This window comes from Pradoshia sp. (assembly GCF_051873915.1).
Classification (GTDB): Bacteria; Bacillota; Bacilli; order Bacillales; family Pradoshiaceae; genus Pradoshia.
Genome location: NZ_JBJEFJ010000094.1, coordinates 1 through 11,434 on the forward strand (window position 1 = coordinate 1; position 11,434 = coordinate 11,434).

Annotated in this window: 11 protein-coding genes and 1 pseudogene; 6 read left to right on the plus strand and 6 right to left on the minus strand. The window is 42.3% G+C overall.

The annotated features are described in order from the left end of the window. Nucleotides 1-241, minus strand: a pseudogene (locus tag ACI35L_RS08755) (Ltp family lipoprotein); the annotation flags it as partial. 431 nt (nucleotides 242-672) lie between these two features. Beyond that, complete coding sequence (locus ACI35L_RS08760; RefSeq protein ID WP_439802690.1) at nucleotides 673-828, minus strand: hypothetical protein; 156 nt, start codon at nucleotides 826-828, stop codon at nucleotides 673-675. 169 nt (nucleotides 829-997) lie between these two features. Between ACI35L_RS08760 and ACI35L_RS08765 the strand changes: the two genes are divergently transcribed. Next, nucleotides 998-1,231 (plus strand): hypothetical protein, encoded by a 234-nt coding sequence (locus tag ACI35L_RS08765; protein ID WP_049671291.1) that lies wholly within the window; start codon nucleotides 998-1,000, stop codon nucleotides 1,229-1,231. Nucleotides 1,232-1,786: 555 nt separating this feature from the next. Here ACI35L_RS08765 and dacB read toward each other — a convergent pair. Next, nucleotides 1,787-3,268 carry a D-alanyl-D-alanine carboxypeptidase/D-alanyl-D-alanine endopeptidase gene (gene dacB / locus ACI35L_RS08770; RefSeq protein WP_439802691.1) on the minus strand — a complete coding sequence of 494 codons (1,482 nt, stop codon included), beginning with the start codon at nucleotides 3,266-3,268 and terminating at the stop codon, nucleotides 1,787-1,789. 175 nt (nucleotides 3,269-3,443) lie between these two features. Between dacB and ACI35L_RS08775 the strand changes: the two genes are divergently transcribed. Beyond that, complete coding sequence (locus ACI35L_RS08775; RefSeq protein ID WP_439802692.1) at nucleotides 3,444-4,208, plus strand: polysaccharide deacetylase family protein; 765 nt, start codon at nucleotides 3,444-3,446, stop codon at nucleotides 4,206-4,208. A gap of 495 nt (nucleotides 4,209-4,703) precedes the next feature. Here the strand turns inward: ACI35L_RS08775 and ACI35L_RS08780 are convergent, their stop codons facing one another. Continuing rightward, entirely contained in the window at nucleotides 4,704-4,871 is a 168-nt protein-coding gene (locus tag ACI35L_RS08780; RefSeq protein WP_156185624.1) for an Arc family DNA-binding protein, read from the minus strand. Between the two features lie 13 nt (nucleotides 4,872-4,884). Further along, nucleotides 4,885-5,745: an SPFH domain-containing protein gene (locus tag ACI35L_RS08785; RefSeq protein WP_049671294.1), complete on the minus strand. Its 861-nt coding sequence runs from the start codon at nucleotides 5,743-5,745 to the stop codon at nucleotides 4,885-4,887. Between the two features lie 145 nt (nucleotides 5,746-5,890). Between ACI35L_RS08785 and ACI35L_RS08790 the strand changes: the two genes are divergently transcribed. The 3 genes from ACI35L_RS08790 (at nucleotide 5,891) to ACI35L_RS08800 (ending at nucleotide 8,468) form a co-directional block, all read left to right on the plus strand. Further along, nucleotides 5,891-7,195, plus strand: a complete 1,305-nt coding sequence (locus tag ACI35L_RS08790; protein WP_439802694.1) for a D-serine ammonia-lyase — start codon at nucleotides 5,891-5,893, stop codon at nucleotides 7,193-7,195. Between the two features lie 116 nt (nucleotides 7,196-7,311). Beyond that, entirely contained in the window at nucleotides 7,312-7,752 is a 441-nt protein-coding gene (locus tag ACI35L_RS08795) for a hypothetical protein (protein WP_156185625.1), read from the plus strand. A gap of 227 nt (nucleotides 7,753-7,979) precedes the next feature. Further along, complete coding sequence (locus ACI35L_RS08800; protein WP_049671296.1) at nucleotides 7,980-8,468, plus strand: hypothetical protein; 489 nt, start codon at nucleotides 7,980-7,982, stop codon at nucleotides 8,466-8,468. Nucleotides 8,469-8,535: 67 nt separating this feature from the next. Here ACI35L_RS08800 and ACI35L_RS08805 read toward each other — a convergent pair whose 3' ends face one another. After that, nucleotides 8,536-10,149 (minus strand): glutamate synthase-related protein, encoded by a 1,614-nt coding sequence (locus tag ACI35L_RS08805; RefSeq protein WP_439802693.1) that lies wholly within the window; start codon nucleotides 10,147-10,149, stop codon nucleotides 8,536-8,538. A 214-nt stretch (nucleotides 10,150-10,363) separates the two neighbouring features. Between ACI35L_RS08805 and ACI35L_RS08810 the strand changes: the two genes are divergently transcribed. Beyond that, on the plus strand, nucleotides 10,364-11,434 hold the full coding sequence (locus tag ACI35L_RS08810; protein WP_049671298.1) for a DUF3900 domain-containing protein: 1,071 nt from the start codon (nucleotides 10,364-10,366) through the stop codon (nucleotides 11,432-11,434).

An 11,434-nucleotide genomic window follows, 5' to 3' on the forward strand; every position in this document is an offset into this window, starting at 1 on the left:
CTTTGGCTTCTTCTTGCTGTTGCTCTGCCTGTGAGTCACTATTCGTATTTTCCTCTACCGGAGGTGCAGTTACACCAATCAAGACGAAAAACAGTATGGCTGCGGCACCAAAAATCAAAAGTGCAGACTTTCTTTTCCTTTTGTTCTCAGGCAGCCATTTCAATACGAGGCTTGGTTTTATTAAACCCACAATCAAAGCTACAATAGATAGTAAGAATAGTACTATAAACAAATCATCCATCTTTTACCCTCCTTCTATTTTTGTATTTTGCTTTGATAATAGATAGGCTTTTGATTATTGCTCCTATTCTTATTTACCACTTCGCCAATCTAATACCCACCTATATGTTATTTTCATATAATAAAAATACACTAAAATAGATTTAGATGTCCAACCGAGAATAAACATGGGGTTCCATTCAGATGAAAAAAAGCGATGTAAGCCGCCATTCTCTCTCTAGACTTAAAGCATCAAAATCTTATCTGCATACACCCCTTCATATGTTTCTCCTCCTATGCCGCCTTCCTTTGATTGTATGTGCCTGTATATTGGCCGCAGAGAGACATTTCGTTGAACGGCTTATACACTTCATGAATTCGCTCAACAACCCATAATCATAGCCGCCAATGTCCATTGGATGGAATCCCGCATTGCCCAACAAACCAAATGATTCACCCTTTTCCAATCAATCCTCCGAAATACTTTTGCCGGGCGTCAATCATATGCTCCAGATTCGGAACCGTTTCCGCCTCATCAGAAGGCGGAAAGGTAAATGTTATGACGACGAGTACCAAAAACATGGTGATGATAAATCGATTCATTTTCATTTTGTCTCCTCCTGCTGGGTTCTTTTCATCCGTCTAAATCATCGTTGCGCCAATCATATTCCCTTTTTATCTGCACAAAACAATCATCATTATACAAAATTCCCTTATTGGGAGATGCTCCAATCCTGGGTGTCGTGAATAGGATGGTAAGGAAGGGAGTGATTTTCAGGTGCGCAGAGAGACAGACAGATTCGATGGGTTGCACTTCTTAGTGATATTAATGATCGCTATACTTCAATTAATGGTTGGATTTTCAGAATGGGTCTTTGTGGTAGCCAGTTGTTTGTATGCCGTCTTGGCTATCCTGTTCATCGAATCCTTTTCAAAGTATGCCGTTCTTAAATTTATCATTCTATTAGCCATCATTTTTTCATTACGTATCTATATTGCTTTGTATTCCTAAGGCTTACGAACCAGGTTAATCATAAATGAAAGCGGCTGCCTCATAAGTCCCTAATAAATGAAACAGGCGGCGAAACTAAATTGGTTTCGCCACCTGTTTTTTGATTTATGAAAGAACTTTCCTGAAAGTAGCTGGGCTACTTTCAGGAAGTTATGGTCTATGGCGTCAATCCCGAATTCCATTTGGGATTTCAGGAGATTTCAGAGGAAAAAACGCTGGAATGACCGAACACGCTTTCGTCCTCCACTTTACGGAGGGCTCTTCTTTCCTCTTTTCGCACTTGGCTATTGTCTTCCCGTTCCAATTCCTCCATTTCACATGCGACCTTCTTTGCAGTGTTTCCTCTTCGATGGAGATGCGGGATGATGGGTAGATATTAAAAAACGTCCTTTCGGTAGGGTGTTTGTTGGCCCCTTCATTTTATCGAAAAGGTGTTATTTTATATTCTTTTCTCTTTACCTTTCCTCCACGGTAAAATGACCAAGAGCTAAAGCCTCCTTAACGATATCTGCCCATAGAAAAAGGACTGCTCTAGAAGCAGCCCATGAAAGAACCTCACTCGCTTGCGAGAATGACAGCAATCTGATCCTCAATGGTTTTCAGATGATCCTCTTCTATCGCATTATTGATGATAATGGAGAAGGTATATTTATTCCCTGCATTGCCTTTCACATACCCTGAAAGCGAGCTTACGGTAGAAATGGAACCGGTCTTTGCCATGACCTTGCCTTCAGCAGGTGTTCCTTTCATTCGATTGCGCAGCGTTCCTCCGACAGAACGGTCACTGTTTCCAGCAACAGGCAAGGAATTAAGATAAATTTTATACCAAGAAGCAGACTGAGCTTTATAGAGGACATTGCTCAGTGTATTCGGCGTGATGAGGTTCACATGCGACACACCAGACCCATCCCTCATGAGGATATTATTATGGTTAATTCCAAGGGAATTGTACTGTTTTTCAATAACAGAGAGCCCGTGCTCCCAGCTTCCTCCCTTGCCCTTTACGCGGCCTAATTCCTTCACGAGGACTTCGGAAATCGTGTTATTGCTTAGTTTTAAGTATGGTTTCACGACTTCTTTTAAAGGAGCTGATTGGTCTGATGCGAGCTTTACTGCACCTGGACGTACCTTCCCTGCAGTCATTTTACCAGCAGTCTTGATGCCTTCTTTCGCAAGGGAACGCTTAAATAGCTCTAAGGTATAACCTGTTGGATTTTCAACGGCTATCCAATATTTAGAGGCAGAGCTGTTCTTCGGAATACTGCCCGTTATAGATAATTGGTTTGTTCCATGCTTACGCGTTACTTTGATCGTTTTCTTGCTGTCAGCCTTCCCTGTCTTAGCCTTATTAGATAACTTGATATGGCTTGTTTTCGGCAATACCTTTATGCTCGGCGCTTTCCCTTCTTTGGCTGCTGGTGCGACCTGAATGATGACCGTTCCAGCATCATAATCAGTGTCTGGGGATACGGTCAATCCTGATATTTGTGCTCCATAATATTCCTGTTCATCGCTCCAAGGCAAGTCAAGAGAAAGTCTCGTGCTGTCGTACCAGCTGTCATCAGCAACTAGATTCCCCTTCACCTTGCGTATACCTTTTTTCTTCAGCTGCTTGCTTAGTTTGTCTAAATCAGCTGTCGTAAGAGTAGGGTCGCCATACCCCTTTAAATATAAATTACCCGTTAGAACCCCATTAACTGCTTTTTTGTCCGTATAAACTTCTGTCTTAAAACGATAATTTCCTCCAAGAAGCTTTAAGGCTGCCGCGCTCGTCACAAGCTTAAGACTTGAAGCAGGCCGCAATCTGGTATCCCCGTTCTTTTGGTAAATAATCTTCCCTGTCTTAGCCTCCCTTACACTGATTCCTGTCACAGCTCCTTTTAGATCCTCATGACTTAATACTTTCGATATTTTGGTCCCAAGTTCTGATTGGGGACCTGCATGGGCTTCTTGATGTTCGGTGTACTGCGCCAGCGGTAATATACCTAAGAGGACAACCATCCATATCACAAACAACGATTTCTTGCTTCTCGACATATCCTTCTCCCACCTGCCTCTTGTTTATATCCATATTTTCACACAAAGACAAGTCCGTGAGTAGGGTATATGGATGTATCTCCCATTTATTTTTATGTTAATTAACCCCTTAAATATTTCTTCCTAAATTCCATATACTAATCCTTACTTGCATAGATGAAGGGATGTTATGTAGATGGGCAAGAAACTTCTTCTATTATGGTTCGTACTCTTCTTCATTCTCATTCAGGAACCACGGGTATATGCATCAATAAAACCCAGGGAGGAATATGAGAAGACAGGGCGTGTCATATGGGAGACGAATACAAAGGAAAAATTAGTAGCCATCACATTTGATGATGGGCCTCATGAGGTTTTCACACCGCAAATCCTTGATTTGCTTGCAAAGTACGATGCAAAAGCCACATTCTTTGTTACAGGTAAAAACGCTTTGTTATATCCAAAGGTATTAAAAAGAGAAGCAGATGAAGGACATGAAATCGGCAATCATACCTTTCACCACTTCTCAAGCAGGCGCATGAGTTCCCTTCAATTATCGATGGAGCTTGATAAGACGGATGAAGCAATTGAAAAAATCATCGGCAGGAAACCGACCCTTTATCGGCCTGTTGAGGGAGTTTATAATGATACGATTATCGAAACCGCTCACAAAAAAGGCTTTGATGTGATTTTATGGTCATGGGACCAAGATGCACTTGATTGGAGAAATCCGAAGGCAGCTAAAATCGTCGATCATGTTCAGAAGGGATTAAGCCCTGGTGATATCATTATTCTGCATGATTGGAACAGGAATCGTTCTTCAGAGACGGTTAAGGCAATGGAGCCTATCTTAAAACTATTAAAGGATAACGGGTACAAAAGTGTCACCATCTCTGAATTGTTGTACCGAACAAAAAAGCCTCTCCCTAGCATACTGGACCCTCTTCCTAACTTCCCATAATACAAAAAAGATGCAGGCATTATGAGCCTGCATCTTTTTTGTCCTGCATCCGGCAGGAGCATATCCATTACATCATGTTTTGCTCGGTTATCTTAAAAGATTAGCTCCTCGATAAACATAAAGGCATATAGGATAAACCCTATCGCTCCCACCGAAAGAATACCGATGCATACAGCATAAAAGACCTCACGAACAAACCCCATCATGGAATGACCTCTTCTCATTGAATGAAACACTCTTTTCGAACCATTCGGAATTATCCAACAATTACCATTATACTATCATATCGTTGACTTTCATGCCATTTATTTTACGGATTACTGATCAATATTTCTCTCCACTTAATGAAGAAATGAAATGTTTCATTCATAATCAGCTATATAAGAATGTACTATGGAAGTCATCATTAATCAATATCATTTTTCTCCCTATTTCCCACTTTGATGAACCGGAACAAAAAGGAGGCCTCCTTAGCGCAGAAGCCTCCTATCCACTCTATTGCTTATGATCTTCATTTTTCAGCCTTCCAGCTTTCTTAACCGCATCCTTTAGTATGATTTCGATTTGTGCATTTACGCTTCGCAATTCGTCTTCTGCCCATTTTTCTAATGCGTCATAAAGCTTGGGGTCAATCCTAAGCGGATAAGCTTTTCTTTTTGTCATTTAAACCAGTTCCTTAATGGATGCTGCCTGTATTAATAATCGGCTGCGATCCCTTATCAGACACAATCGCCACCATTAAGTTGTTGACCATTTGTGCCTTCCGATCCTCGTCCAGTTCGACAACCCCAGAGTCCGCCAACTGATGGATCGTGCTTTGGACTAACCCGACTGCCCCGTCCACGATAACCTTCCGTGCAGATAGGACTGCTTGTGCCTGCTGTCTTTGCAGCATGGCTGAAGCGATTTCCGAAGAATAGGCTAGATGCATAATACGGGCCTCAAGAACTTCTACCCCCGCTACAGACAAACGTTTTTGTAAATCCTCTGATAAGAAAACAGCAATCTCATCACTGTTCTTCCGTAAGGACATTTCCGATTCATGACCAAAATGATCATAAGCATACTGGCTTGCGATATGACGAATGCCCGTTTCACTTTGAATCTGAACAAATTCTTTATAATCCTTTACATCAAAGGTGGCCTTTGCGCTATCTTGTACCTTATAAACGACAACAGCCGCAATTTCAATTGGATTTCCTTCTAAATCATTGACCTTAAGCTTGTCGCTGTTAAAGTTAATCACCCGTAATGATACGCTTGATTTCATCGTTAGCGGCAGCGCTACCCAAAGGCCTTGCTCCCGAATAACACCGACATACGTACCAAACAGTGTCAGTACCTTTGCCTCATTTGGCTGGACAATGGTTACTCCAGAAAAAATCAAGGCAGCTAGAATGACGAGGATAACAGGAATAACAAGTCCCAGCCCTGCTCCACCAGACATGATAAACAGGTAAATCCCCATTCCAACTAATATCGCTCCAATGAGGATACCTAAGTATCCATTGATTTTGAATGCCTTTTTCTCGGCCATCACACCATCTCCTATATATCAAAGTGATATCATAATTATATCATATTAACCAAATAATGTGACAGACTATTTCAAAAAATAGGCATTATCATGTTTAATGAAAGTAATGTTATTGAAATGCGCACATAAGGAGATGGTTTGATTGATGAAAAAAATTCATGGCAAAACGAAGGATGAATGGCTGAAGGAACTGCCTATCTTGCAGGATATTTCGGAAAGAAAAGAATGTTACTGGGTGAACCATCCTAATCCACCTCTTCATTTAGATTGTTCGAAAATCGATGAGGCTGAAGAACGCTTAAATCGCTTTGCCCCCTATCTTGCCCATAAATTCCCGGAGACAAAAGCACAATCAGGTTTGATTGAGTCACCCTTAGTAAGGGTACAACATATGCAAGACCGTCTCGAACAGCTCCATAACCAAGCCATTGCAGGCAAGCTTTTTCTCAAATGCGACCATGCTCTCGCCATATCAGGTTCGGTGAAGGCTAGAGGCGGGATTTATGAGGTGTTGAAACTCGCAGAACAGTTGGCTGTACAGCAAGGGCTCCTAAAGATAACAGATGATTACCGCAAGATCGATTCGTCTATTTTCCGGTCCTTCTATTCCCGCTATACGATTATCGTTGGCTCTACCGGAAATCTTGGTTTGAGTATTGGCTTAATAGGCCGCACACTCGGTTTCCAGGTCAATGTTCACATGTCCTCTGATGCAAAACAATGGAAAAAGGATTTACTCAGAAAACGTGGGGTAAATGTCGTTGAACATGGATCAGATTACGGGGAAGCCGTCAAACAAGGGAGAATGGAAGCTGAGAAATCCCCCCTCTGTCATTTCATTGATGATGAGAAATCTGCCGACCTTTTCTTTGGGTATGCAACAGCAGCCCGCCGGCTCAAAAATCAATTGAAGGATCTAGGTGTTCAAATTGATGAGAAACATCCCCTTTTTGTCTATCTTCCATGCGGAGTTGGAGGGGCACCAGGCGGGATTGCCTATGGATTAAGGCAGGAATTCGGGAAACACGTCCATCTGACCTTTGCTGAACCTGTTGAGTCTCCCTGCTTTCTGCTTGGGATGGCCACAAAGCTTTATAGCTCAGTATCTGTTCATGATTTTGGCCTTACAAACCGGACTGCAGCTGATGGTCTAGCGGTCGGGAGGCCATCTGAATTATCCAGCCAATATATGATTAATTGCTTAAACGCTTCCTTTACAGTATCAGACACTCGTATTTACCGTTACCTTGCAGAGCTGATGGATACGGAAGGCATATATGCCGAACCGTCTGCACTGACTGGATTTTACGGACCATTATTATCTTCAAAGGTATATGACCTGCCAGAAACAGCTGTCCATATCATCTGGTCTACAGGCGGAAACATGGTTCCACTAGAGGTGCGGGAAGCAGACTATCAAACCGGTAAGGGGGTCCTTTTGAATCCTTAGTTCCAATCCTAATCATCATGACGATTAAACGTTCCATCAAGAAACCCAAGACGCAATTGTTTAAATTCTCCAAAAAATAGCTTATGATAGATTCCATAAAGGAGGATAGAAGATTGATGAAGAAGAATACATACCTTTTGATAACAGATGAAATAATGAACACAGGCCAAGTATCTCCTAAATTAGTGCAAACATTAAGCGCGCCAATCGTTGTAAAAATGTTTTACAATCTATTTGGACCATCAGGCACTCATCTTCTATCAGAGAATACCTATCTGGCACTGAAAAACGAGCTGGAGAAAACAGACCATCCCCTTCCCGAAATGGCTGTGCCGTATTCAAGCTCTACCTTGGTCCATCTCTATTACAATGTCATCGGCAGGCATCTTTCCTCTGATTCCAGCTTGATTAGCGATGATTCACATGACCAGAATACCTTGATGCTTACGGTAGATGATTTGCTGGATTTGCTCCTATTTGCGAAGGAAGAAGGAGATGAGGAATATATGAATGATATTAAAAATCGTCTCAGTGCCCTTTGCAAACCAATAGGATAACAGGTAAACAGCCCTTTATATTATTTCGGAATAACAATATGGTTTGCCATTTTCATACAGACCTCTCAATGAATTACAGGTTGATATCTGCCACAAAAGGAATTTACTTACTATATTGTGACATTTCTCGTTTCTCAGTTCACGAAATTATCATTCTTCTTTTTTTCATGCTACTATTATCCTAGAAAATGATTTCAATCATGACTTTAAATACAAGGGGGATTTTTATGCGGAGCAAGACGAAAGAGATTATTCTGGCAGAAGTTAGACAAACCAACACAGTATATGAAAAACTACTGACTTCCTTAACGACTCCCGTATTACTGACTGTATTTGAAAAATTATTTGGAGGAAAGGCCGAATACACCCTTTCAGACAAATGCTTTGATATGATTGTTGAGGAATTAGAAATATTGGATATGCTGCCAGAGACAACCGGGGAGAAAATCACGGATGCTATGCTTGTTGAAATTTTCGTTTCCCATTATCAAGAAGAAGAGAAACGAAAGGATTCAGAAAAACAGATTGTTAACGAGTTCGAAGAAGGGGAAATTGACGAACAGAATACAGAAAGCTTGACGCTGGATGATCTGCTCGATTTATTAAGCCTTGCTATCAAGGACAATGATATCATTTATGCCAATGAAATCAAAAAGCGTTTACTTCATATGAACAGAGCACTTAATAAAAAAGATACCTCCATCGAAGCCTCCTAATACTGGTGAGCAAACCTATCATTTATCATAAGCGGGAAGAATGCCAGCCATTCCTTCCCGCTTATTTTTATTTTGTTACAAGCCCTTCCCATCCTGGTTCAGATTGGATATCCTTCAGATTCTTCACCTGATAGTGCTCATCTACAAACACGATATCCTCTTCACCGAAATAACGCGGGCTCTTCAAATGGGCAGAGGCGGCCAGCATGAATAATTCCTCCCGAAGACCAACAAGATAATTGGTTACCCGATACCTTTTTTCATCAACGACAAGGGCTTTTTGCAGCTTAGGATCTGTCGTAGCCACACCTACTGGACACTGATTTGTATGACATTTTTCAGCGAGAATGCATCCTACGGCAATCATCAATCCGCGGGCCACCTGCACGGCATCAGCGCCGAGAGATAGAACCAATGCAATCCGGTCAGCAGAGAAGAGCTTACCGCTGGCGATTATCTTCATCTTGTTCCTGATTCCGTATTGCTTCAATAGACGATTGGCAATCATAATAGATGGGACAATCGGAAGTCCGACTGAATCGGACATAGCCTTATAGGTTGCTCCTGAACCTCCCTCAGCACCGTCAATGGATAAGAAATCAGGATAACGCCCACTCTTTTTCATATAAGATGCAAATTCTTCAAACGTTTCTTCTGCACCGATAACCATTTTGATTCCAACCGGTTTACCGGAAACCTCCCTGACTCTTTCTATGAAATCCAGCATAGAGTCAAAGCTGTCAAACTCCTCAAAGCAATTTGGGGAATCAATCGTCTTATAGGGCTCGACATTTCGTATCTTCGCAATCTCCGGAGTAACTTTTACTCCCTCAATATGGCCCCCGCGTATTTTTGCCCCCTGGCCTAATTTCAATTCAAATGCCTTTACCTGATCCAGCTTGGATTTCTCCAAGAGCTCATCCCAAGAGAAATTTCCTTCCTTATCCCTAAAGCCAAATTTACCAGGACCTATTTGACAGATTAAATCTGCTCCTCCCTCCAGATGGTAGGGAGAGATTCCACCTTCGCCGGTATTCATAAACGCTCGTGCATCGTGAACGCCAAATGACAGAGCCTTGATGGCATTCTTGCCTAGTCCTCCATAGCTCATTGCGCTCATCCCTACAGGACTCTTCAAATGAAACGGCTTGCGGCAAGTATCAGCCCCAATGATAACAGCATCTTCATCCTCATAAAGCCAAGGCTTCAAATCGGTTTCTACCATATGCTCCTTCCTTGATAGAAGGGTCTCCTCATCAATTATGTATTTCTTTGAATGGATGAGCGGTGTTTGATCTGCCCCCATATCCTTCAAAAGCCTTGGAAAAAACGCATTACGAATATAGAATCCAGGCTTGTCAAAATCCCGTTTGCTCCCTAACGCGACAACAGATTTCGCATATTTCGCCGTCTTGACGATTGCTACATAATCGTGATGAGAATATGGTTTCCCTGTCAAATCCCCCTCAAAGAAGTATTGCTTCAATTGCGGACTGACCTGTTCAGATACGTAGCGTGCCCTAGCCAAGAAAGGAAAATTACGAAGGATGGCATGCTGCTGCTGTTTCCTGTCACGGTTCCACTTGATGCAGGAGGCTATTCCGACCACCATCAAGCTAATCAAGAGGATAGACACAAGGATTCCCACCAACAGGACGAAAAAGTAAGCCCATCTTTCCATGTCCTCCACCTCCTAAACAGTTCATACACCTCTAACACCCTATACCCCAGCTTTAGCGTGAAAAGGCTTGGTAAATGTTTCATCAAAACACAAAGACTGTCATCCCCTCTTGGATTCTGTTTATAGGCTCTTGGGTACGATAAAGGAAATTGACGAAATCTTGAGCTTTTGGGATACTGAGAAGGCTGACTAAACAAGAAATTAGGTGTGAATGATGGAATTTGAGATACGTTTTTTATCCTTTTTCGTAATTGAAACTGAAAATAAAGAGCAGCCGACAGCCAAGCTTTATCAAACACTTGACACAGCTGAATACGAAGAAAGCGCTCTGAAAGATTTCCTTGACGGGGAATTTAAGAAAATCGTCAAAAGAAAGGTGGAACGCCACCCGAATTCCGAACAAGTTCCGACCAAGCTTGGGCATTTTATTATCGAGCCAGGCCATGCGCTCGATTCAAACCCGAATTATAACGCCTTTAACCGAACCCGCTATGCCGAAAGCAAAGAGGAGTTCCAAAGCTGCAGTGAGGAGTTTGTTCATTCTTATTTGGACACGAGCGCTGTGCGAGGAGGCGTCTTCCTCCTAGCATCAGCAGTGCCTCGGAAATTCTTTGAGCATCGTTTCCTCTTCATCATGAAATGTGATTTCGAGCCGAAGGTTGCCTCCATCTCTGATGAGAAAACATTGATTCGCAATGTTGAAATGGCCATTACGACCAAGAATATGAAATCCATCCTCTATCCGCATATGCCTGAGGAAGGAATGATTGAGGAAAACGAGCTGAAAATCCACCAATCCTCCCATGCCCGTTACTTTGAGGACTTTTTGAAATTCGTCGAATATGGGGAGTCCAAGCAGGAAATCATGAAGAATCATGTAATGGAAATGGTACAAGAGCATATTGGAGAGGTATATGAACCTGAAAGCGAGGAAAGACGCCAGTTCGAGGAGGCCATTGAGATTTGGGCTGAGAGCCCGAAGCGGGAGCTGCAAGAAAAGCTGTCAACAGAGCAGGTCGTCGAAGCAGCAGCCCAATTAGTTGAGCGGGAACCGGAAGTTGAGCTGAAGATGAAGCTCGACAGCACAAGTATCAAGGGCCTCCTCGCTGATTTCGGAGAAACCATCCATTTAGCGAAAATCAATAACCGCTATGTCCTGGTCATTGAGGCTGACACCATTCTGTTTGAGAAAGGCTTCTCCCCTATTGAGTTCCATAAGCCGGATGATCTCCATCAGGTGATTGAGAAAATCAGCCGAAAAACATATGAAGCGAATACGTTTTAA

Coding starts and splice junctions, on each gene's coding strand:
- ACI35L_RS08790 (WP_439802694.1), top strand. CDS start 5,891: ATGAAAAAAATTCATGGCAAAACGAAGGATGAATGGCTGAAGGAACTG.
- ACI35L_RS08795 (WP_156185625.1), top strand. CDS start 7,312: ATGAAGAAGAATACATACCTTTTGATAACAGATGAAATAATGAACACA.
- ACI35L_RS08810 (WP_049671298.1), top strand. CDS start 10,364: ATGGAATTTGAGATACGTTTTTTATCCTTTTTCGTAATTGAAACTGAA.
- ACI35L_RS08785 (WP_049671294.1), bottom strand. CDS start 5,745: ATGGCCGAGAAAAAGGCATTCAAAATCAATGGATACTTAGGTATCCTC.
- ACI35L_RS08775 (WP_439802692.1), top strand. CDS start 3,444: ATGGGCAAGAAACTTCTTCTATTATGGTTCGTACTCTTCTTCATTCTC.
- dacB (WP_439802691.1), bottom strand. CDS start 3,268: ATGTCGAGAAGCAAGAAATCGTTGTTTGTGATATGGATGGTTGTCCTC.
- ACI35L_RS08780 (WP_156185624.1), bottom strand. CDS start 4,871: ATGACAAAAAGAAAAGCTTATCCGCTTAGGATTGACCCCAAGCTTTAT.
- ACI35L_RS08760 (WP_439802690.1), bottom strand. CDS start 828: ATGAAAATGAATCGATTTATCATCACCATGTTTTTGGTACTCGTCGTC.
- ACI35L_RS08800 (WP_049671296.1), top strand. CDS start 7,980: ATGCGGAGCAAGACGAAAGAGATTATTCTGGCAGAAGTTAGACAAACC.
- ACI35L_RS08805 (WP_439802693.1), bottom strand. CDS start 10,149: ATGGAAAGATGGGCTTACTTTTTCGTCCTGTTGGTGGGAATCCTTGTG.